19 protein-coding genes are annotated in these 21,042 nt (G+C 61.0%); 12 read left to right on the top strand and 7 right to left on the bottom strand.

Annotated elements, in window-relative coordinates; genetic code table 11:
- Positions 1-339: 339 nt before the first annotated feature.
- From LCU97_RS15430 to LCU97_RS15415, 4 genes are all read right to left on the bottom strand, one after another.
- Complete coding sequence (locus tag LCU97_RS15430) at positions 340-540, bottom strand: hypothetical protein (RefSeq protein WP_053147946.1); 201 nt, start codon at positions 538-540, stop codon at positions 340-342.
- 244 nt (positions 541-784) lie between these two features.
- Positions 785-1,891 (bottom strand): agmatine deiminase, encoded by a 1,107-nt coding sequence (aguA, locus tag LCU97_RS15425; protein ID WP_232777087.1) that lies wholly within the window; start codon positions 1,889-1,891, stop codon positions 785-787.
- A gap of 3 nt (positions 1,892-1,894) precedes the next feature.
- Complete coding sequence (gene aguB / locus LCU97_RS15420) at positions 1,895-2,773, bottom strand: N-carbamoylputrescine amidase (RefSeq protein ID WP_053147949.1); 879 nt, start codon at positions 2,771-2,773, stop codon at positions 1,895-1,897.
- A gap of 306 nt (positions 2,774-3,079) precedes the next feature.
- Complete coding sequence (locus LCU97_RS15415) at positions 3,080-5,992, bottom strand: aminotransferase (RefSeq protein WP_232777085.1); 2,913 nt, start codon at positions 5,990-5,992, stop codon at positions 3,080-3,082.
- Between the two features lie 211 nt (positions 5,993-6,203).
- Here LCU97_RS15415 and rfbB point away from each other — a divergent pair, with 211 nt between their 5' ends.
- From rfbB to LCU97_RS15380, 7 genes are all read left to right on the top strand, one after another.
- Positions 6,204-7,286: a dTDP-glucose 4,6-dehydratase gene (rfbB, locus tag LCU97_RS15410; RefSeq protein WP_232777083.1), complete on the top strand. Its 1,083-nt coding sequence runs from the start codon at positions 6,204-6,206 to the stop codon at positions 7,284-7,286.
- Positions 7,283-8,158, top strand: coding sequence for a glucose-1-phosphate thymidylyltransferase RfbA (rfbA, locus tag LCU97_RS15405; RefSeq protein WP_053147954.1), 876 nt, complete (start codon positions 7,283-7,285; stop codon positions 8,156-8,158). Before rfbB ends, rfbA begins: the two co-directional genes overlap by 4 nt.
- Positions 8,155-8,700 carry a dTDP-4-dehydrorhamnose 3,5-epimerase gene (rfbC, locus tag LCU97_RS15400; protein WP_053147955.1) on the top strand — a complete coding sequence of 182 codons (546 nt, stop codon included), beginning with the start codon at positions 8,155-8,157 and terminating at the stop codon, positions 8,698-8,700. The genes rfbA and rfbC overlap by 4 nt, the downstream gene beginning before the upstream one ends.
- On the top strand, positions 8,697-9,578 hold the full coding sequence (gene rfbD, locus LCU97_RS15395) for a dTDP-4-dehydrorhamnose reductase (RefSeq protein WP_232777080.1): 882 nt from the start codon (positions 8,697-8,699) through the stop codon (positions 9,576-9,578). The genes rfbC and rfbD overlap by 4 nt, the downstream gene beginning before the upstream one ends.
- A gap of 74 nt (positions 9,579-9,652) precedes the next feature.
- The gene (locus tag LCU97_RS15390) at positions 9,653-11,461 is read left to right on the top strand and encodes a sensor histidine kinase (RefSeq protein WP_232777079.1); all 1,809 of its coding nucleotides are present in this window, start codon (positions 9,653-9,655) and stop codon (positions 11,459-11,461) included.
- Entirely contained in the window at positions 11,458-12,849 is a 1,392-nt protein-coding gene (locus LCU97_RS15385; RefSeq protein WP_053147960.1) for a sigma-54-dependent transcriptional regulator, read from the top strand. Before LCU97_RS15390 ends, LCU97_RS15385 begins: the two co-directional genes overlap by 4 nt.
- A gap of 36 nt (positions 12,850-12,885) precedes the next feature.
- The gene (locus LCU97_RS15380) at positions 12,886-13,341 is read left to right on the top strand and encodes a thioesterase domain-containing protein (protein WP_232777077.1); all 456 of its coding nucleotides are present in this window, start codon (positions 12,886-12,888) and stop codon (positions 13,339-13,341) included.
- Between the two features lie 21 nt (positions 13,342-13,362).
- Here LCU97_RS15380 and cysQ read toward each other — a convergent pair whose 3' ends face one another.
- Together cysQ and nudE are read right to left on the bottom strand one after the other, a co-directional pair.
- Positions 13,363-14,190, bottom strand: a complete 828-nt coding sequence (gene cysQ / locus LCU97_RS15375; RefSeq protein WP_053147964.1) for a 3'(2'),5'-bisphosphate nucleotidase CysQ — start codon at positions 14,188-14,190, stop codon at positions 13,363-13,365.
- Entirely contained in the window at positions 14,187-14,753 is a 567-nt protein-coding gene (nudE, locus tag LCU97_RS15370; protein WP_053147966.1) for an ADP compounds hydrolase NudE, read from the bottom strand. Before nudE ends, cysQ begins: the two co-directional genes overlap by 4 nt.
- A gap of 88 nt (positions 14,754-14,841) precedes the next feature.
- Here nudE and yrfG point away from each other — a divergent pair, with 88 nt between their 5' ends.
- A complete protein-coding gene (gene yrfG, locus LCU97_RS15365) occupies positions 14,842-15,504 on the top strand; it encodes a GMP/IMP nucleotidase (RefSeq protein ID WP_053147967.1) in 663 nt (220 codons plus the stop codon).
- Between the two features lie 96 nt (positions 15,505-15,600).
- Here yrfG and lysM read toward each other — a convergent pair whose 3' ends face one another.
- Positions 15,601-16,050, bottom strand: a complete 450-nt coding sequence (lysM, locus tag LCU97_RS15360; protein ID WP_232777075.1) for a peptidoglycan-binding protein LysM — start codon at positions 16,048-16,050, stop codon at positions 15,601-15,603.
- Between the two features lie 133 nt (positions 16,051-16,183).
- On the opposite strand from lysM, the gene LCU97_RS15355 reads away from it, so the two are divergent.
- The 4 genes from LCU97_RS15355 (at position 16,184) to LCU97_RS15340 (ending at position 21,022) form a co-directional block, all read left to right on the top strand.
- Positions 16,184-17,071, top strand: a complete 888-nt coding sequence (locus LCU97_RS15355) for a LysR family transcriptional regulator (RefSeq protein WP_053147970.1) — start codon at positions 16,184-16,186, stop codon at positions 17,069-17,071.
- Between the two features lie 93 nt (positions 17,072-17,164).
- Positions 17,165-18,004 carry a formate dehydrogenase accessory sulfurtransferase FdhD gene (gene fdhD, locus LCU97_RS15350; RefSeq protein ID WP_053147973.1) on the top strand — a complete coding sequence of 280 codons (840 nt, stop codon included), beginning with the start codon at positions 17,165-17,167 and terminating at the stop codon, positions 18,002-18,004.
- Positions 18,001-20,349 (top strand): FdhF/YdeP family oxidoreductase, encoded by a 2,349-nt coding sequence (locus tag LCU97_RS15345; protein WP_232777073.1) that lies wholly within the window; start codon positions 18,001-18,003, stop codon positions 20,347-20,349. Before fdhD ends, LCU97_RS15345 begins: the two co-directional genes overlap by 4 nt.
- Positions 20,350-20,542: 193 nt before the next feature.
- A complete protein-coding gene (locus LCU97_RS15340) occupies positions 20,543-21,022 on the top strand; it encodes a glycine zipper domain-containing protein (protein ID WP_053147977.1) in 480 nt (159 codons plus the stop codon).
- Positions 21,023-21,042 lie beyond the last annotated feature (20 nt).

Below are 21,042 nucleotides of genomic sequence, written 5' to 3'. Positions count from 1 at the left end.
GACTCTTGCTCCTGGAAAATAATGAAAAGGCCCGCCCACGAGTGATCGTGTCGGGCCTTTTTATTATTTAAGAATCATGGCTGTTAGCCACAGGCGTGGGCGAATCCTATTCGCGCCCTCAACAATGTGTCAATTTCGTTAATCGTCTTTAATCAGGCAAAAAAAGTATAAGAACACGTTAACTGGAACAGCCATCCGGACCGCAGGCCACTGACGCGTCGGTCGATGCCTGCGTCGTCAAGGCATGTTTCAACCAATCAGCGAAAGCAGCTCCCGACACCCGGCATAAAAAAAAGCGCTGCCATGCCGGCCAGCGCTTCTTATCAATCCGTCGAATTCCTATCCTTGCATCACATCCCACAACGCCTCCAGCTCCGCCTCGCTGAACAGGCCAGCGGGGTAGCGCTCCATGATCATCCGACGCGGATCAGGCTCTCTGATCTGACGCGTTCCATTGGACTTCAACCACTGCGCCAAGACTTGAAGCGACTCACCATTAACGGCCAAGGGATGGCATGCGCTCTCGCCTATCATATTCATTCCAGCGCCCTCTCCTGGTTGATGAGCGGCTAATCTATCCAAGGTTTATGACAAAACAACTCAGCTCCGCTCCCCAGAACTGCCGGTGTGCAGATACAAGAGCTATGCCAATCTATCGGCGCCCGCGACACCAGGACACAAAAAAGCCCGCACCCCCAATAGGGACGCGGGCTCGCTGGAATGGATCCAAAAACCTCGGCGCAGCGCCGGCGAGGTGAATATCACCCAGCTGTTACATCGCCACTCATTTTGTGTGTGGCGCCGGTTGCTGTTGAGTAAGGCAATGGATATTCCCGCCCCCCAGTAACAACTCCCGACCCGGAACCATGACCACTTCGTGCTCTGTAAACAGATTCTGCAGGATCTCTTTTGCCCTGGCGTCCATAGGGTCGTCAAAGCTCGGCGCGATGATGCCGCCGTTGACGATCAGGAAGTTTACGTAGGAACCGGCCAGTCGCACCGTCGGATTGCGTTCCTGGGAGCCTTCCGCCGCATCCACGCCGGCGCACTCTTCTTCGGTGGCATAGAGCGGCCCCGGAATCGGCATCTTGTGCACTATGAACGGGCGCCCCTTGGCATCGGTGCTGTTTTCGAGCACCTTCATGGCCGCATGGCAACGGGCATGGTTCGGATCCTTCTCATCATCGGTCCAGGCGAGCAAGACTTCACCCGGACGCACGTAGCAGCAGAAGTTATCCACATGGCCGTCGGTTTCGTCGTTGAACAGGCCGTCGGGCAACCAGATGATCTTATTCACCGCCAGTTGCGCACTGAGTACCGCCTCGATCTCCTCGCGGCTCAAGTGCGGGTTGCGATTGCGATTAAGCAGGCACTCCTCGGTGGTGATCAGGGTGCCTTCGCCATCGACGTGGATCGAACCGCCTTCCAGCACGAAACCCTCGGTGCGATAACGCGGGCTGCGCTCGATCTCCAGGATCTTGCTGGCCACTTGCGAGTCCCGGTTCCACGGCGAATACAGGCCACCGTCGAAACCACCCCAGGCGTTGAAGTCCCAGTCGACGCCGCGTACTTCGCCGTTGTCATTGATGACGAACGTCGGGCCGGTATCCCGGACCCAGGCGTCGTCGCTGGACATTTCCACCACACGGATATTCGGCACATCGAGGCGCGCCCGGGCATTTTCGTACTGAGCCGCAGACACCGCCACGGTGACCGGTTCGAAACGGGCGATGGCCTTGGCCACCGCGACGTGAGCAGCCTGCGCAGGCTTGCCACCCAGGCGCCAATTGTCCGGACGTTCGGGCCAGATCATCCAGACCTGCGTCTGGGTCGCCCATTCGGCGGGCATATGGAAACCATCCGTGCGGGGCGTGCTATGCGAAGTTGTCATGAATCAGGACTCCAGTGAGCCGTCGAGGGTTTTGATCGGACCGTACAGGTTCGGCCGGCGATCCCGGAAAGTGCCCCAGGCACTGCGAATGTGTTCCAGCTCGTCGAGGTCAAAGCTGTGCACCAGCACACCCTCCTCGGTTTCGCTCAGTTCCTGAACCTTCTCACCGAACTGATTGGCGATGAATGACGAGCCGTAAAAGGTGATGTCATAGCCATCCTGCTCTTCGTTGCCGATACGATTGCTGGCCACCAGCGGCATCAGGTTGGCGCCGGCATGGCCTTGTTGCACCCGCTGCCAATGGTCGCGGGACGAGATAGTGGCATCGTGGGGCTCACTGCCGATGGCTGTCGGATAAAACAGGATTTGCGCACCCAGCAGCGCCATGCTGCGGGCGCACTCGGGGAACCATTGGTCCCAGCAGATCCCCACGCCGATCCTGGCGTAACGGGTGTTCCACACTTTGAAGCCGGTATCGCCTGGGTTGAAATAATACTTCTCATGATAGCCAGGGCCGTCCGGGATGTGGCTCTTGCGGTAGATACCCAGGTTCCGACCGTCAGCATCGATGATCGCGATGCTGTTAAAGCGTGCCCGTCCGGCCAGCTCGAAAAAGCTGATGGGCAGCACGACCTGCAACTCCTTCGCCAACTTCTGGAAATGCCTGATGGCGACGTTCTCTTCCACCGTGGTCGCCAGTTGCAAATAGTCCGGGTTCGGCTTCTGGCAAAAGTAGGGAGTCTCGAACAGTTCCTGGATCAGAATGATCTGGGCACCTTTGGTCGCAGCTTCACGTACCAGCCTCTCGGCGTTTTCGATATTGGCTTCGAGGTCCCAGGTACAGGCCATCTGAGTGGCGGCAACGGTAACGATACGACTCATGAATCATCTCCTGGTGGCAGGCAGGGCCGAGTCTGGCTTCGATCGATGATGGAAGAGTGAACCCAGGCGCGAGCAGAGGCACCGATTCACGGGAGACTTTATAGCCGATAAAAATCGGCTTTAGAAGCATATTATTTTAATTGAGACCTATATCCGCAGACTTAAATCGACAAATATCGACTTAAGAGCTTGATTGTTCGGGGAGCGGGCTTGCCCGCGCAGGCAATGGACCGTCGATCCTGAAGATCGATCAGTCCGCTGCCGTCACGGGCAAGCCCTGGTGCGGGCGTCAGCCCTGTTGAACGGTCATAGATCTTCGTCCAGCACTTTCGACAGTGTATCGACGAAGAAATCCACGCTCTGGCGCGTGGTGACCATCGGAGGCTTGATCTTGAGGATGTTCAGGTAGTCACCGGTCGGTTGCATGAAGATACCCAGCTCCCGCAGGCGATCGCACAATGCCGCGGTTTCTTCGGTGGCCGGCTCCAGGGTGTCGCGATTGCGGATCAGCTCCAGCCCCAGGTAAAACCCCGAGCCATGCACAGCGCCCACCAAGGGATGCCGGTCGATCAAGGCTTGCAGCCGTGCCTTGAAATGGCGGCCCACCATCCGGGCGTTTTCCCAGAGTTTTTCTTCCTCCATGACGTCCAGCACGGCGATGCCTATCTGGCAACTCACCGGGCTGCCACCGGCTGACGAGAAGAAATATCCTTCCGCCTCCAGCGCCTCGGCGATTTCCCGCCGGGTGATCACCGCACCCAAGGGCTGGCCGTTGCCCATGCCCTTGGCCATGGTGATGATGTCCGGCACTACGCCCTGCTCTTCGAAGCCCCAGAAAAACTCGCCCATGCGCCCGTAGCCGACCTGTACCTCGTCGGCGATGCACACGCCACCCCGTTCGCGTACCAGGGCGTAGACCTGTTTTAGATAGCCAGGGGGCAGCGCGATGCCGCCGGCATTGCCGTACACCGGCTCGCAGATGAACCCCGCCAATTGACGCTTCTGCTCGGCGATCCGGGCCAGGTTGTGCTCGACGCTACGCACGTAGTCCGGCGTGGTGTCCGGACCGCGGAACTCACCGCGATAGGTGTTGGGCGCGGTGACCGGGTGCACCCAGTCCGGACGGCTGCTCAGCGCCTTGGGATTATCGGCGATGGATGTCGATACCGCATCGGCCGCAACCGACCAGCCATGGTAGGCCTCCAACACACTGAGCATGTCCCGACCACCGCTGTAGGCCCAGGCCAGACGGATCGCCAGGTCATTGGCCTCCGTGCCGCTGTTGACCAGGAACACCCGGTCCATGCCCGGCGGCGCCAGCGCTAGCAAGCGTTCGGAGAATTCGGTGACCGATGCATAGTGAAAACGCGAGTTGGTATTGAGCAGCGACCATTGCCGGGCGGCCACCGCCGCCATGCGCGGGTGGCCATGTCCCAGTACCGCGACGTTGTTGAGCATGTCGAGATAGGAGCGCCCCTGCATGTCGATCAGATGGTTGCGCCAGCCACGCTCGATGCGCGGTGGATCGACGTAGTAGTGCTTCTGCGTCCGGGCAAAGCTCGCGTCGCGACGGGCCAGCAGCGTCTTGGCGTCCACTTCTGCCTCGGCATCGCACGCCAGCCCCAGCAACACCGAGGGCGACGGGCACAATGCCTGCCAGGCCGCGGCCCGGGATGGCGTGCAAAAAAGCGGCGGATTGAGTTGCGCGCCTCGGCACAACTGGACCAGCAACGGGCCGGTCGCTTCACCCAGCACCTGCCCCTTCACCAGGGCGGCGCCCGAATGCAACGGCGACGACACGCCCCAGAGCCGCACGCTCAATTGGGCGCTGTCCAGTTGCAACATGCCGTCGACGGTCTTGTGAACCACCCCGGCGAACGGCGATTCCAGCGGCGTGCCCTGGGGTATATGCAGTTCCACATGCAACGCAAAGGTATCCGGTTCCACAGCACTGTCCGGCCGGGTGCGGGACAACCGGTATTGTCCGTAACGGCTGGCGGCCAGCCCATGGACGGTGGCGGCCTCGCTCAGCAGGCGTCGGTCGATACCTGGAGCCTCCCAGTTCCCGGCCTCGAAGTGCGGGCTCAGTACACCCAGATCGATCAAGGCAAACTCACGGCCCACCAGGGTCGGCAACAGCGGCGCGAAGCCCTCGCTGGCAACCGGGGGCAAACTGTGGCCAACGGCAGCCAGGATCGCCGCCTCCATCAGCTCGAACGGCACCGAATGAGCAACCCGGAAGATCTCCCATTCATGTTCCAGGTTATCGCGACTGTAGACATTATCCGGATCGACGGCGGCCTGTTGTTCACCACTGAGCACCAACACAGCCGCACGCGCCACGATTAATGGCCAAAGTGCCAACAGTTCCTCATGCTGCAGGGGATTGGCCGCGTGATAAGCCTGGACCGCCGGCAGAATGAAGAATGGATCGCCATCAGCGTGATGCAGCAACGCCGCGCAAGTCACGGACAGGTCAGTGATGCGCCAGGTACGGATCAGATCGCCGAAATCGATGACCCCCTGAACCTGCCATTGGCGCTGGGCATCACGTTGCCAGACCACGTTGTCATCGGTGAGGTCCATGTGTATCGCCTGCACCGGCAGGCGGGCCTTGAGCGGATGCAAGCGTCGCTCGGCCTGTTGCGCGACCTCGGCGACGAGACTGCGCCGTTGCTCATCCGGGATGACGGGCAACAAATGCTCGATCAAGGCGCTGGCATGGCGAGGGTCCCATTGCAGGGTACGCTCCAGGCCGGGATGGTCGAACGAGGCCAGGGCCAGGTCGATTTGCGCACACAAGCGCCCCAGGCCGCTTACCAACTCAGGCCCGAGGTGTTTGAGCCGGGTCAGTGGTTGACCGTCAATGTACTCCAGTAACCGGACATGCACCGCCTGCCCGTCCACATCGAGCGTCAACAGATCCTGGCTGTTGCTGGCGGCAATGACCTGCGGCACCTTCACGGCACCGTGTCCGGCCAGTTGCTTGAGGGCTGCATGCTGAGCCTGCAACTCCTGAATGGCATAGTCGCCATGACAAATCTTCAGTACAAATCGCCCGCGTTCGCTGTCGACGCGGAAATTGAGGTCCTGCTGACTGCCAAGGGGTCGCAGGTCACCGCTGAGTCCGTAATTCGAGCGCAGCAGCACCACCGCCTGATCGGCGCTGAGCTGTGGGCTTGGCAAACTGGCACGGTGAACCAACGTGGCGAGTGGCATAGAACGACCCCTGGGGTGGTTTGTTGAATGCCTATCTCGCCATTGAGTCAGGGGATAAGCAACCCCTGTGCGCAAACAACATGCCGCACCGACCGGCTCCAGAGATTCCACTGCTCAAGGAAACCACTCGAATCATCCGGCTGGCATCGCCTACGTCACCTCGACAAGCTATGCTCCATGCTTTGTCGCCTCATGGAAAAGGCTTAACCGGATGCGCATTCTCATCACTGGCGGTGCCGGCTTCATCGGCTCGGCCCTTATACGGTATTTGATCCACGATACGGGACATCACGTCCTGAACCTCGACAAGCTGACATACGCCGGCAACCTCGAATCGCTGAGCAGTATCGATCATGACAGTCGCTATGAATTCGTACAGGCCGATATCGTCGATCAACCGACTGTCAGCGCAGTGCTTGAGCGGTTCAAGCCTGACGCAATCATGCACCTGGCAGCCGAGTCCCACGTGGATCGCTCCATCGATGGCCCGGCGGACTTCATCCAGACCAACATCGTAGGCACCTACAGCCTGCTGGAAGCGACCCGCGCCTATTGGCAGGCCCTCCCCGAACCCCGCAAGCGCATATTTCGGTTCCATCATATTTCCACCGACGAAGTCTATGGCGACCTGCATGGCGTGGACGATCTGTTCACCGAAACCACTGCCTATGCCCCCAGCTCGCCCTATTCGGCCAGCAAAGCGGCGTCTGACCATTTGGTCCGGGCGTGGCAGCGCACCTACGGTTTGCCTGTGCTGCTGACCAATTGCTCGAACAACTATGGCCCGTTTCACTTCCCCGAAAAGCTGATCCCGCTGGTGATCCTCAACGCGCTGTCGGGCAAGCCCCTGCCGGTGTATGGCGATGGACAACAGGTACGGGACTGGTTGTACGTCGAAGATCATGCCAGGGCGCTGCTGAAGGTCGTGACCGAAGGAAGCGTCGGCGAGACCTACAACATCGGCGGCCACAACGAACAGAAAAACATCGATGTGGTACGCAACATCTGCGCGCTGCTGGAAGAACTTGCGCCACACAAGCCCGAAGGCGTCGAGCGGTATGCCGATCTCATCACCTTCGTCAAGGATCGCCCCGGTCACGACCTGCGCTACGCAATCGATGCCAGCAAGATCGAACGGGAACTGGGCTGGACGCCACAGGAAACCTTTGCCACCGGCCTGCGTAAAACCGTGCAGTGGTACCTTGAAAACCTGATGTGGTGCCGACGTGTCCAGGACGGCAGCTACCAGGGCGAGCGCCTGGGCTCGCTCGACGGCAAGGAGTCGATTGCATGATGAAGGGCATTATTCTGGCGGGCGGTTCCGGCACTCGACTGCACCCCATCACCCTGGGCGTTTCCAAGCAGCTCCTGCCGATCTATGACAAACCGATGATCTACTATCCGATCTCGGTGCTGATGCTGGCCGGCATAAAGGAGATCCTGGTGATTTCCACGCCGCAGGACCTGCCGCAATACCGAAACCTGCTCGGCGACGGCAGCCAGTTCGGCGTGCAGTTCAGTTATGCCGAGCAACCTTCGCCGGACGGGCTCGCCCAGGCGTTCCTGATCGGTGAACAATTCATTGGCAACGACCCGGTGTGCCTGATCCTGGGCGATAACATCTTTCACGGCCAGCGTTTCAGCGAACAGTTGCAAACCGCCGTCAATCGACCACGTGGCGCGACCGTATTCGGCTATTGGGTCAAGGACCCCGAGCGTTTTGGCGTGATCGACTTCGACGCCGAAGGCCATGCCATTTCCATCGAAGAAAAACCGACCACGCCTAAATCCAGCTACGCGGTGACCGGCCTGTATTTCTACGACAACGACGTGATCCGGATTGCCAAGGGCATCAAACCCTCCAAACGAGGCGAGCTTGAAATCACCGACGTCAACAACGCCTATCTGCAACGCGGTGACCTGCACGTCGAGCGTTTCGGCCGGGGTTTCGCCTGGCTGGATACCGGCACCCACGACAGCTTGTTGGAAGCCTCGCAGTACGTACAGACCATCGAGCATCGTCAGGGCCTGAAGGTAGCGTGCCTGGAAGAGATTGCCTATCAACAGGGCTGGATCAGCCGTGAGCATCTCCTTGAGCGCGCCGAATATTTCGGCAAGACCGGCTATGGCCAATATCTGTTCAAAATCGCCGGAGAGTCACGTTGAACGTCATCGCCACGCGATTATCGCAAGTGCTGATCATCGAGCCGAAAGTCTTCGGTGATGATCGCGGCTTCTTTTACGAGAGCTTCAATGCCCGAGCGTTTGCCGATGCCACAGGCTGCACCCTGCAGTTCGTCCAGGACAACCATTCGCGATCAAGCCGGGGCGTGCTGCGCGGCCTGCATTATCAAATCGAACAGCCCCAGGGGAAACTCGTGCGGGTCACCGCAGGTGAAGTGCTGGACGTCGCGGTGGATATTCGGCGCCATTCGCCCACTTTCGGCCAATGGGCCAGCGTACGTCTGTCAGCGCTGAACCAACGGCAATTGTGGATTCCGCCAGGGTTTGCCCACGGTTTCGTCGTACTGAGCGAATCGGCGGATTTTCTCTACAAGACCACTGACTACTATGCCCCGTCGGCCGAACGCTGTATTCGCTGGGACGACCCGCAACTGGCCATCGACTGGGAACTGCAGGGCACCCCGACCCTGTCGCCCAAAGACCAGAACGGAAAATTCCTGAACGAGGCCGATCTGTTTCCATGAAAGCCTCCCTGCGCATCTTGATCATTGGCCAAAACGGCCAACTGGCCCAGGCGCTTCAATCGCGCCTGGCGGACACCGCTGAGCTGATCGTGCGCGGCAGTGGCCAGCTCGACCTCACACGCCCGGATGACCTGCGCTCCGCCATCCCCCTCCTGGGACCGGACCTGATCATCAATGCCGCGGCCCATACGGCCGTCGACCGGGCCGAGAGCGAGCCGGAGCTGGCGTTTGCCATCAACGCCACCGCCCCTGGGATCCTGGCTGAAACAGCGGTCACCCTGGGCGTCCCGTTGATCCATTACTCCACCGATTATGTCTTCGATGGTCACAAGCGCGAGCCATACACCGAGGAGGACATCCCCAATCCCTTGAGTGTCTATGGGCGCAGCAAGCTGGCCGGTGAAGAAGCCATCCGTCGAGCAGCAGGTCAGCACCTGATACTGCGCACCAGCTGGGTGTATTCCACCCACGGCCGCAACTTTCTATTGACCATGCAGCGCTTGCTGCAGGAAAAACCAAATCTGCAGGTGGTGGCCGACCAGGTCGGAGCGCCGACCTGGGCCGCCACCATCGCCGAAAGCACCGCAAAGCTCATCGAACGCTGGCGGGTCGGGCAGCCTGGGGCCTGGGGCACTTACCATCTGACGGCCAGGGGCGAAACCTCCTGGTACGGCTTCGCCCAGGCCATCGGCGAACATCTGGTCGAGCAGCAAAAGCCTTGTGCCGTGATCGACCCCATTCCCTCCAGTGCCTATCCGACGCCGGCCCATCGTCCGCTGAACTCACGGCTCGATTGCACACGCCTGCTCCAGGAATGGAAAGTGAGTCAACCGAACTGGCGAATTGCACTGCACCAGTGCCTCGCCGGACAAACCTAGGCTTTGTACGTCGCATGCGGGTATTTTTCGTACAAGCCCGGGCATAATGCACCTGTTCCTACAGGCGCACGTTTATGAATTCCACTCTTCCCCGCAGACCCCGTTGGCGCAGCCTGGCCCTGTTGGCGCTGTGCCTGGCACCCTTGCTATGGCCGCTGGAACATCTGGCCGAACGGTATTACCGCAGCGAACTGGCCGGACAGAACCGCCAGACCCTGGATCTCTATGTGGCCAACCTGCTGGGCACCCTGCATCGCTATGAAGTGCTGCCGCAGATTCTCGGTGATCTACCCGCCCTGCGCGCGGCGTTATCGGCTCCAGACGATAGCGTGACCCAAAGCAACGCCAATCGGTTGCTCAAGAACATCTCTGGCCAGAGCGGCGCAGAAGTGATGTATCTGATGGATCCTACCGGCAAGACCCTGGCGGCGTCGAACTGGGACAAGCACGACAGCTTCGTCGGGCGCAATTTCTCCTTCCGGCCGTATTTCATCGAAGCCATGGCCGGCCGCCTGGGCCGCTTCTTCGGCCTGGGCACCACGTCGGGCAAGCGGGGTTACTTTTTTGCCGCCGCGGTGCGCGACCATGAAAAAGTCATCGGCGTACTGGTGGTCAAGGTCGATCTGGACCACACCGAAAGCCTGTGGGGCAAGACGCCGGAGCAACTGTTGGTCACCGACCACAACGGCGTGGTCATCCTGACTTCACGGCAGGAATGGCGATTCCGCGCGACCCGTCCCTTGAACGATCAGGAACGCATCGCCATCAGCGCCGTGCAGCCTTACCCGACCCGAGATCCCCAGCCATTGAACCTGGATGCCAACGCCTGGCTGACACAAACCCAGTCTATCGACGAGACAGGCTGGAGTGTGAGCATTCTGGCGCCGCGCACACTGATCGACCGCCCGGTGCGCACCGTGGTCGCCACCGGCGGCGCGGCACTATTGGTGCTGATGTCGTTGCTCGGTTTGATGATGCAGCGCAGGCGTCATTACCTGGATCGGATCGCGTTCGAAGCCAAGGCACGTCATGAGCTGGAGGGCCGCGTGGCCGAACGCACCAGCGACCTGGAAGGACTGAACCGGCGGCTGAGACAAGAAGTGCTGGAGCGCGAGCACGCACAGCAGGAACTGGTCCGCGCCCAGGACGACCTGGTACAGGCCGGCAAACTCTCTGCCCTGGGCACCATGTCGGCCAGCATCAGCCATGAACTCAACCAGCCGCTGGCAGCGATTCGAAGCTATGCCGAAAACGCTGAGATCCTCCTCGACCACCAGCGTACCGAGGATGCCCGCGGCAATCTCAAGCAGATCAGCGAGCTGACCGGGCGCATGGCCTCGATCATCGCCCACCTGCGTGCCTTTGCCCGCCGCGACCGCCATGCCCCGGAAAGCGTCGCCCTGCAGCCGGCGCTCGACGACGCCCTGGCGCTGCTTGCCAAACGCCGGCGCACCATGGAGGTAGAGCTGATCCGTGACCTTCCGGCCGCCACGCTGTGGGTCGAAGCCGGTGAAACCCGCTTGCGCCAGGTACTGGGCAACCTGCTGGCCAACGCGCTCGACGCCCTGACCGAAAAAGGTCCGCCGCGTAAGCTCTGGCTCAGTGCCCAGGCCACCGAAACCGGCGTCATCCTGTATATCCGCGATAACGGCCCAGGCTTTTGCATGGAAGCCCTGGGCCGCGCCAGCGAACCCTTCTACACCACCAAGACCCGTACCCAGGGGCTCGGCCTGGGGCTGGCAATCTGCGAAACCCTGATGCGCGCCTTCGGCGGCGAACTGTCGTTCGCCAACCACAAGGAGGGCGGCGCCCTGATCACCCTCAAGCTGCGCGCCGGCGCGCCCGGAGTGAGCCTGCAACCGTCCGAGGACCGTAGCGTATGACCATCGATAACCGGATTGAGGTGGTGTTGATCGATGACGATCCCCATCTGCGCCAGGCGCTGAGCCAGACCCTCGACCTGGCCGGCCTGAAAGTCCTGCCTCTGCCCGAGGCCAGGAATCTTGCGCAACAGCTGCCACGTGACTGGCCGGGCGTGGTGGTCAGCGACATCCGCATGCCGGGCATCGACGGCCTCGAACTGCTGAGCCAGCTCCACGCCCAGGATTCGGAGCTGCCGGTACTGTTGATTACCGGCCACGGCGATGTGCCGCTAGCGGTCCAGGCCATGCGCGCCGGTGCCTACGATTTTCTGGAAAAACCCTTCGCCAGCGATCACCTGCTCGACAGCGTGCGCCGGGCCCTGGCCCTGCGTCGATTGGTACTGGACAACCGCAGCCTGCGCCTGGCCCTCAGCGACCGTCAGGAGCTCAGTGCCCGGCTGGTCGGCCAGTCGGTGCCGATGCTGCGCCTTCGCGAGCAGATCGGCGCACTGGCGGCGACCCGCGCCGACGTTTTGATCCTGGGTGAAACCGGGGCCGGCAAGGAAGTGGTCGCCCGTGCGCTGCATGACCTCTCGAGTCGACGCAACGGCCCATTCGTGGCGATCAACGCCGGGGCCCTGGCCGAATCGGTGGTGGAAAGCGAGCTGTTCGGCCACGAACCGGGCGCTTTCACCGGTGCGCAAAAACGCCGCATCGGCAAGTTCGAGTTCGCCAATGGCGGCACGCTGTTTCTCGATGAAATCGAAAGCATGAGCCTGGATGTACAGGTCAAGCTGCTGCGCCTGTTGCAGGAACGGGTGGTGGAGCGATTGGGAGGCAATCAACAGATCCCGCTGGATATACGCGTCATTGCCGCCACCAAGGAAGACCTGCGTCAGGCCGCCGATCAAGGCCGCTTTCGTGCCGACCTGTATTACCGCCTGAATGTCGCGCCGCTGCGCATACCGCCGTTGCGCGAGCGAGGCGAGGATGCACTGATGCTGTTCCAGCACTTCGCCGACGAAGCCAGTGCCCGCCACGGCCTGCCACCTCATGAACTGCAACCGGCGCAACGGGCACTGTTGCTGCGCCACAGTTGGCCGGGCAACGTTCGGGAACTGCAAAACGCCGCCGAGCGCTTTGCCCTGGGCCTGGAACTGGCTCTGGACAACAGTGCGCCGGACGGCGCCCCGGGCACGCCCGTGGCGATCGTCAACGGCGGCCTGAGCGAGCAGGTGGAAAACTTCGAGAAAACCCTGATCGCCGCCGAACTGGCTCGTCCCCACGGCTCGGTGCGCAGTCTCGCCGAAGCCTTGGGCATTCCGCGCAAGACCTTGCACGATAAGCTGCGCAAACATGGCCTGACCTTCGGCGACAGCAGTCAGGGCGCGGCCGATGAGTCCGATTGAGTCATCGTCCTCCTTCTTTCACGCAAGAGGCCTGCAATGAACCGCGACAGTCGTTACCTGGAATCGATTCTGCACCACGACATCCCATTGACCCGGGACATGGGTCTCAAGGTGCTCGATTGGCACGCCCGGCAACTTCGCCTGTTCCTGCCACTTGCGGCCAACGTCAACCACAAGAGCACCATGTTCGGCGGCAGCCTGTATTGCGGCGCGGTACTGGGCGGCTGGGGCTGGTTGCACCTGGCCCTGCGCGAAGACGGCATCGAGGATGGACATATCGTGATTCAGGAAGGACAGATCAGCTATCCGCTGCCGGTCACCGGCGACGCGACCGTCGTCTGCGACGCGCCTGATGAACAGGTCTGGAAACGCTTTTTGGGCACTTACCGGCGTTATGGACGGGCGCGGCTGACTTTACAGACGCAGGTGTTGAATGATGCCAGCGATGAAGCGGCGGTTCGATTCGAGGGGCAGTATGTGCTCCACCGCTGAATACCTCGCCACAGGATCGGTTCAAGAGCAAGCCAGCGCCAATAGCTTCCCACGCCACGCTGCTCTCGCCGGCAACGCCAGGAACGATTCATTCAACAGCGATTCACGGGCTGGATAACAGAACGGTTCACCACTCAGATCCAGCACCTCGCCACCGGCGCCCTCGAGCACACCTTGGGCGGCGGCCGTATCCCACTGGGAAGTGGGCGCTAACCGTGGGTAACAATCCGCCGCTCCCTCAGCCACCAGGCAGAATTTCAACGAACTGCCGATATTGGTCAGTTGCAATTGCCCCAGGCTCTCGCTCAAGCCGCTCAACAGGCGCTCCTGTTCCGCACTGGTGTGTCGACGGCTGGCCACCACCGTGAACGTCTCGCCTGGCGCCAGCGTAGTGCGCACACCGATCGATAACGGCTCGCTCCCCTTGTCGCCACGCCACGCTCCAAGCCCGGCGCCGCCAACATAGAAGCGGCCCGTGGTAGGCATGGACACCACGCCAAACACCACGCGCCCCTGATCGACCAGGGCGATATTGACGGTGAATTCCTCGCTGCCGGAAATGAACTCCTTGGTCCCGTCCAACGGGTCCACCAGCCACCAGCGTTGCCAACCTGCACGCAGGCCCTGGGCAATATCGGCATCCTCTTCGGAGAGGATCGGGATCTCGGGAGCCAGCGCCTTCAGCCCGGCCACGATGACATCGTGAGCGGCCATGTCCGCCGCGGTAACCGGCGACTCGTCGGCCTTGTGATCGACCTGCACGTTGGCCCGCCAGAACGGCAGAATCGCCTCACCGGCCTTCAGCGCCAGCTCGACTACAGGGGCCATCAAAGGGTGGGGGTAGTTCATGCCAGGAATGCTCCTCGCTGGGTCAGCAGGTCACGCGCCAGATACAGCGCCGCCAGGGCGCGGCCCTCGGTGAATTGGGGGTTTTGCGCCAGGGCCGACAGTTCGCGCAGATTGACTTTGTCTACGCGCATCGGCTCTGGCTCGTCGCCCTCCAGCCGCTCTTCGTACAAATCGGTTGCCAGCACGACCTGAATCTTCTGGCTCATGTAACCGGGCGAGAGGGACAGTTCGGTCAGGTGTTCCAATTGCCGTGCGCCGAACCCGGCCTCCTCCTTGAGCTCCCGCTCAGCTGCCGCCAGCACATCTTCCCCGGGTTCGATGAGCCCCTTTGGCAGGGACAATTCATAGGCATCGGTACCGCCGCAATACTCTTCCACCAACACCGCATGCTCTGTATCGAGCATCGCCACGATCATTACCGCCCCGTACCCCGTGCCCTTGCCCGCCAAACGCTCATAGGTGCGTTCCACACCATTGGAAAAACGCAGTTTCAATTCTTCCACGCAAAACAGGCGGCTGGTGGCGACGATCCGTCGATCGAGTATGGTGGGCTTCTGGCGCATAAACGGCTCCCTGGGCGATAGCGAGCTACTATACCCGGCCTATTCTGATTGTTTGTGTCGGATATCCGATTACCGCTGGAGAAGTTTTATGGCCTTGTTGCCCTGGCACGAGATCGATACGGTTCTGCTGGACATGGACGGCACCCTGCTGGACCTGCATTACGACAATCATTTCTGGATGGAACACCTGCCTCAGCGCTACGCCGAGCTACACGGTGTGAGCCGGGCCATGGCCGAAATGGAGCTGCAACCGCTGTTCGAGCGCAACGCCGGGCAATTGCAATGGTACTGCCTGGATTTCTGGAGCACCGAGCTGAAGCTGCCGGTGCGTGAGCTGAAACTGGAAACCGCGCACCTGATCGCCTTGCGCCCGGATGCCGATACATTTCTGGCGGCAATCCAACGAGCCGGTAAACGCGTGGTGATGATCACCAACGCCCACCGCGATTCGTTATCCCTGAAGCTGGAACGCATCGAACTGGCGCCTTATTTCGAGCGCTTGATCAGTTCACACGATTACGGGTTTCCCAAGGAAAACCCGCAATTCTGGGACGCGCTGCACGCCGACCTGAACTTCGACCCGGCCCGCAGCCTGTTTATCGACGACACCTTGCCGGTACTGCGCAGCGCCAGGGATTTCGGCGTGGCGCATCTGCTGGCGGTCAGTGAACCGGACAGCCGCAAAGGGCCGAAGGATACGGGGGAGTTCGAGGCGCTGGGGGATTACCGTGATTTGATCGCAGGGCTTTAGAACGATGTCGCTCTGTCGCGAGCAGGCTCGCTCCCCTGGACGCCCAAAAACCCTGGGACGGGCTTGCTCGCGATGAAGGCGACGCGGTCCCGGGATCTATTCCGGGATGCGCAGCTCCTGCCCCGGGTAAATCTTGTCCGGGTGCTTGAGCATCGGTTTGTTGGCCTCGAAGATTTTCTGGTACTTGTTCGCATCGCCGTAAACGCGCTTGGAAATGGCGCTCAATGTGTCACCTTTCTCGACGGTGACAAACTTGGCTTCCTTAGCGACCGGACCTGTGACCGTAATCTGATCATCGACCCCGCTGATGCCGGCGACGTTGCCTAATGCCAGCAGAATTTTTTCCTTCTCTTCCTGGCTCGCGGCCTCACCCGTGGCGATGACTTTCTCGCCTTCGAGCTTCACTTGAATCTTCGAGGTATCGATACCTGTCAGCGCATCTTGCACATGCCTGGTCAGCGCTTCGCTGTTGGCTTGTGCCTTATCGGGTGTCAGCGCATCGAGAATTTTTTCACCGGCTTCTTTCAAGAAACTGAAAAGGCTCATCGCATTCTCTCCTTGCTTCGAGTGTCCAAACACAAAGACTAGACCAAGCCGAACGAACCCGACCCCCAGCCGACCAATGACCCCGTGCCTCGCAAGCGCTAGAATCCGAACCTTCCTGCGCCCTGGAGCGAAGATGGACATCAAGCAGCTGAAATTTCTCATCGCACTGGACGAAACCCGCCACTTCGGCCAAGCCGCCGCCCGCTGCCACATCACCCAACCCACTCTGTCAATGCGCCTGCGAAGCCTTGAGGAAGAGCTGGGTCTGCCGCTGGTCAATCGAGGCCAGCGCTTCGAAGGTTTCACTGCTCCCGGGGAACGAGTGCTAGCCTGGGCGCGCACGGTACTGGCGGCCTATGACGGCCTTCAGGCCGAAGCGGCGGCCTGTCGCGGCAACCTGGTGGGTACGCTGCGCCTGGGCGTGGTGCCGTTGTCGGACTTCAGCCCGTTGACGATGATGCAGCGCTTGCATGCAGAACACCCGAACCTGCGCTTTGAACTGTCATCCCTGAGCTCCGAGCAGATCCTCGAGCAACTGGCGAATAACCGCATAGACTTGGGTATTTCCTACCTCGAGCGTTTGGATAACGAGCGTTTTGAGGCACTGTCTTTCAGCTACACCCGCATGGGACTGCTTTATGACCAGCGTTATTTCTTTTTCGGGGAACAGCCACTGAGCTGGCAGGCGCTGATGGAGTTGCCCCTGGGAATGCTCACCAGCGGCATGCACTTTCGTCAGTCCATCGACTACAACTTCCACAGCCGAGGCCTGACGCCTCAACCATTGCTGCAAACCGACGCCGTGCATCAATTGCTACAAGCGGTTCACGGTGGCCTGTGCTGCGCGGTGATGCCCTTGGACAGCGGCCTGAACGTGCTGACCGAAGACCTGCGCATCCAGCCCATCGAAAGCGCGCAAACGCTGGTCCCGCTGGGGCTCATCATGCGTCGCGGCGCGCCACGCTCGGCGCTGGCCGAAGCTTGTTTTGCCCTCTACCAGAAATCAATGACAACAACTTGATCGACGTCATCTATTGAAAGATCAGTAATAGCGATTAGACGTGGCAGATTGCCGCATTTAGTCTTAGCACTATTCCTACTTTCAGTGATGCCCATGAACGACAAGCCTCCTGTCTGCCAGGTACCTTCGGTCGATGCACCCGGACCAGCCGCCAGCCAGAGCTATCGCTACTGCAATCTGGACCACTCCCAATCGGACAGCACCGCGCTGGCTGAAGAAGTGGCGTTGGCGATTGCCTATAACGGCATCAGCCAGGCCGTCATGCTGGTGACACCTACCGACCTGGAAGACTTCATCGTCGGCTTCAGCCTGGGCAGCGGCATCATCGAAGACGCGTCGGACATCTATGACCTGCAACTGACAGGTGCGGGGTCGGCGCATCACGCCCAGGTGACCATCGCCAACCGTGCGTTCTGGAACCTCAAGCAACAACGCCGCCAACTGGCCGGTACCAGCGGCTGCGGCTTGTGCGGCGTAGAAGCGGTGGAACAGGCGCTGCCCAACCTCAAGGCATTGCCCGGCGCCCCGCTGCCACCGGCGCAATGGCTCGATGGCCTGCGTCAACGCATTGGCCAGTTCCAACCCCTGGGCCAGCATTGTGGCGCAGTCCACGCGGCGTTGTTCATGGACGCTCAAGGACAATTGCTGCTCGGGCGCGAAGACATCGGCCGGCATAACGCTCTCGACAAGCTGATCGGTGCGTTGGTCCGGCAACGGATTCCGGTCGCCGGTGGCCTGGCGATCGTCACCAGCCGTTGCAGCCTCGAACTGATCCAGAAGGTGCTACGCGCCGGCATCCAGACCCTGGTCAGCCTGTCCTCGCCCACGGGCCTTGCCGTGCAGTGGGCTCGCCAACACAACCTCAACCTCATCCACCTGCCGCAAAAAAGTGCGCCGCGGGTCTACAGCCCTGCGATGGAGAAACAAGCGTGAGCAATCATCAACAAGCCGACCAGAAACCCGTACCACGCTACAAACCCTACAAGGGCCCGGCCGGTGGTTGGGGCGCGCTGATCAGCGTCGCTCAGGCCTGGCTGACCAGCGATAATGCGCTGAAAAACATCCGCATGATGCTCAAGACCAATCAGAACGGCGGTTTCGACTGCCCGGGCTGCGCCTGGGGCGACTCGCCGGAAAGTGGCGTGGTCAAGTTCTGCGAAAACGGCGCCAAGGCCGTGAACTGGGAAGCGACCAAGCGTCGTGTCGACAGCGCATTCTTCGCCAGGCACAGCGTGAGTTCGCTGCTGGAGCAGAGCGATTACTGGCTCGAATACCAGGGGCGGCTGACCGAACCATTGAGCTACGACGCCGAAACCGATCGTTATAAACCCATTAGTTGGGACGCGGCGTTTGCCCTGATCGGCAAACACCTGCAAGGGCTGTCCAGTCCGAACGAGGCCGAGTTCTACACCTCGGGCCGAGCCAGCAACGAAGCGGCCTACCTGTATCAACTGTTCGTGCGCGCCTATGGCACCAACAACTTCCCCGACTGCTCGAACATGTGCCACGAGGCCAGCGGTGTGGCGCTGTCCCAGAGCGTCGGCGTGGGCAAGGGCACGGTGACGTTCGACGATTTCGAACACGCCGACGCGATTTTCGTCTGGGGACAGAACCCCGGCACCAACCACCCACGCATGCTCGAGCCGCTGCGCGAAGCCGTAAAGCGCGGGGCGCAGGTGGTCTGCATCAATCCGCTGAAAGAACGGGGCCTGGAACGTTTCCAGCACCCGCAACACCCGCTGGAAATGCTGACCAACGGCGACAAACCGACCAACACCGCCTTTTTCCGCCCGGCCCTGGGTGGCGACATGGCGATATTGCGCGGCATGGCAAAATTCCTGCTGCAATGGGAACGTGAAGCGCAGAACACTGGCGCTCCCGCGGTGTTCGACCACGTTTTCCTCAATGAGCACAGCACCAACGTGCTGGATTACCTGGCCGTGGTCGACGACACCCCGTGGGAACAGATCGTCGAGCAATCGGGCCTGACCCTGGCCGAGATCGAGCAAGCGGCCCGCATGTACGCCAGGAGCAAGAGCGTGATCATGTGCTGGGCCATGGGGATTACCCAGCATCGTCATTCGGTGGCAACCATTCAGGAAATCGCCAACCTGATGATGCTGCGCGGCAACATCGGCCGGCCGGGTGCGGGCCTGTGCCCGGTTCGTGGCCACAGCAACGTTCAGGGCGACCGGACCATGGGCATCAACGAACGCCCACCGGTAGCGTTCCTGGATTCGCTGGAACGTCGCTTTCAGTTCAAGGTGCCGCGCGAGAACGGTCACAACGTGGTCGAGGCGATCCACGCCATGGCCACCAGCCGGGCGAAGGTGTTCATCGGCCTGGGGGGCAACTTCGCCCAGGCTACGCCGGACAGTCACCGCACCTTCCAGGCCTTGAGCAATTGCGACCTGACGGTACAGATCAGTACCAAGCTCAACCGCAGTCATCTGGCCCACGGCAAAGAGGCATTGATATTGCCGTGCCTGGGTCGTACCGACATCGACCGGCAGGCCGAAGGCGCGCAGGCGGTGACCGTGGAAGACTCTTTCAGCATGGTCCATGCGTCCATGGGCCAATTGGAACCGCTGTCGAACCAGATGCGCTCCGAGCCCTGGATCATCGCCGGTATCGCCGCCGCCACGCTGGGCAATCGCCCCGTGGATTGGAGCTGGCTGGTGGCCGACTACAGCCGCATCCGCGACCTGATCGCCGACACCATCCCTGGTTTCAAGGATTTCAACGAGAAGGTACGCAATCCCGGAGGCTTCTATCTGGGCAACAGCGCCGGTGCGCGTCGCTGGAATACCGCTTCGGGCCGCGCCAATTTCAAGCCCAACAAACTGCCGGCAGATCTGGTACATGAGCGCACCCGCGCCACCGGACAGCTACCGGATCTGATCCTGCAGTCCATGCGCTCCCACGACCAGTACAACACCACTATCTATGGCCTGAACGACCGCTATCGTGGCGTGAAAGGCCAACGTGACGTGTTGTTCGTCAATGAAGCCGATATCGTTCGCCTGGGCCTCAAGCCCGGACAGAAGGTTGACATCGTTTCACTGTGGGATGACGGTCACGAGCGGCGGGTCAAGGGTTTTACCCTGCTGGCGTTCGATATCCCCGCCGGACAGGCCGCTGCCTACTACCCCGAGGTGAATCCGCTGGTGCCACTGGAGAGCATTGGCGATGGCAGCCACACACCGACGTCGAAATTCGTCGCGATCCGCCTGGAAGCTGCGAGCGAAGATGGAGTGATCCTGGCCAGGTCGGCCTGAGCACAAAAAAGGGCCGCTTTACCTGTAAAGCGGCCCTTCCGAAGTAGCTAAAGACCGACTAAAAACGCTTAAGTTCCGCCCAAAAAACAATACGTTAGAGAATTGTGCACAAGTCGTGTTACTCGTCGGATTTCGATTGTAACCAAGCGAAGCCAGCCTCAGGATCGCGCCGTCATCCCTTTGAGGCTCCTCTATGAAGTTCTCCTCCATTCTCTTGTTGTCCCTTGGCCTGGTCAGTGGCATCGCCTCCGCTGGCGGTACTGCCGAAGCAGGCGTGGGCGGCGCATTGGGCGGGGTATTGGGTTCGGTTGTCGGCCAATCCCTGGGCGGCAGCACCGGCTCCACCATTGGCGCGGCCATTGGCGGCGCGGGTGGCAGTGCGGTCGGTGCGGACAGACACAGCCGCGGCGAAGCAGCCATCGGCGGTGCGCTGGGCGCAGCCGGCGGTAACGTGGTAGGCCGCAATCTGGGCGGCACCACCGGCAGCCTGATCGGCGCTGCTGCGGGCGGCGGTGCCGGCGGCGCGCTGGGCAACTACATGGGTAAGGACGATGATGACGACCGTCATTATGACGGTCGCCGTGGTGACCGCCGCTACTACCGTGACGGCCACCCGGGTCGCGGCCATGCCTACGGGCATCGCAAGAAGCACCATCGCTACTACCGCGACTAACGGCTGACAGACTCCAGCCG

The organism is Pseudomonas uvaldensis, assembly GCF_021271205.1.
GTDB lineage: Bacteria > Pseudomonadota > Gammaproteobacteria > Pseudomonadales > Pseudomonadaceae > Aquipseudomonas > Aquipseudomonas uvaldensis.
Note: the sequence above shows the minus strand (reverse complement) of the source record. Positions and strands in the feature narration are given on the sequence as shown.

What these genes read in the sequence shown, in the direction of transcription:
- rfbD (WP_232777080.1), top strand. Translation starts at nt 8,697, where the DNA reads ATGAAAGCCTCCCTGCGCATCTTGATCATTGGCCAAAACGGCCAACTG.
- cysQ (WP_053147964.1), bottom strand. Translation starts at nt 14,190, where the DNA reads ATGAACTACCCCCACCCTTTGATGGCCCCTGTAGTCGAGCTGGCGCTG.
- LCU97_RS15380 (WP_232777077.1), top strand. Translation starts at nt 12,886, where the DNA reads ATGAACCGCGACAGTCGTTACCTGGAATCGATTCTGCACCACGACATC.
- yrfG (WP_053147967.1), top strand. Translation starts at nt 14,842, where the DNA reads ATGGCCTTGTTGCCCTGGCACGAGATCGATACGGTTCTGCTGGACATG.
- aguA (WP_232777087.1), bottom strand. Translation starts at nt 1,891, where the DNA reads ATGACAACTTCGCATAGCACGCCCCGCACGGATGGTTTCCATATGCCC.
- LCU97_RS15355 (WP_053147970.1), top strand. Translation starts at nt 16,184, where the DNA reads ATGGACATCAAGCAGCTGAAATTTCTCATCGCACTGGACGAAACCCGC.
- fdhD (WP_053147973.1), top strand. Translation starts at nt 17,165, where the DNA reads ATGAACGACAAGCCTCCTGTCTGCCAGGTACCTTCGGTCGATGCACCC.
- LCU97_RS15415 (WP_232777085.1), bottom strand. Translation starts at nt 5,992, where the DNA reads ATGCCACTCGCCACGTTGGTTCACCGTGCCAGTTTGCCAAGCCCACAG.
- LCU97_RS15340 (WP_053147977.1), top strand. Translation starts at nt 20,543, where the DNA reads ATGAAGTTCTCCTCCATTCTCTTGTTGTCCCTTGGCCTGGTCAGTGGC.
- rfbA (WP_053147954.1), top strand. Translation starts at nt 7,283, where the DNA reads ATGATGAAGGGCATTATTCTGGCGGGCGGTTCCGGCACTCGACTGCAC.
- LCU97_RS15390 (WP_232777079.1), top strand. Translation starts at nt 9,653, where the DNA reads ATGAATTCCACTCTTCCCCGCAGACCCCGTTGGCGCAGCCTGGCCCTG.
- LCU97_RS15385 (WP_053147960.1), top strand. Translation starts at nt 11,458, where the DNA reads ATGACCATCGATAACCGGATTGAGGTGGTGTTGATCGATGACGATCCC.
- nudE (WP_053147966.1), bottom strand. Translation starts at nt 14,753, where the DNA reads ATGCGCCAGAAGCCCACCATACTCGATCGACGGATCGTCGCCACCAGC.
- LCU97_RS15430 (WP_053147946.1), bottom strand. Translation starts at nt 540, where the DNA reads ATGAATATGATAGGCGAGAGCGCATGCCATCCCTTGGCCGTTAATGGT.
- lysM (WP_232777075.1), bottom strand. Translation starts at nt 16,050, where the DNA reads ATGAGCCTTTTCAGTTTCTTGAAAGAAGCCGGTGAAAAAATTCTCGAT.
- aguB (WP_053147949.1), bottom strand. Translation starts at nt 2,773, where the DNA reads ATGAGTCGTATCGTTACCGTTGCCGCCACTCAGATGGCCTGTACCTGG.
- rfbB (WP_232777083.1), top strand. Translation starts at nt 6,204, where the DNA reads ATGCGCATTCTCATCACTGGCGGTGCCGGCTTCATCGGCTCGGCCCTT.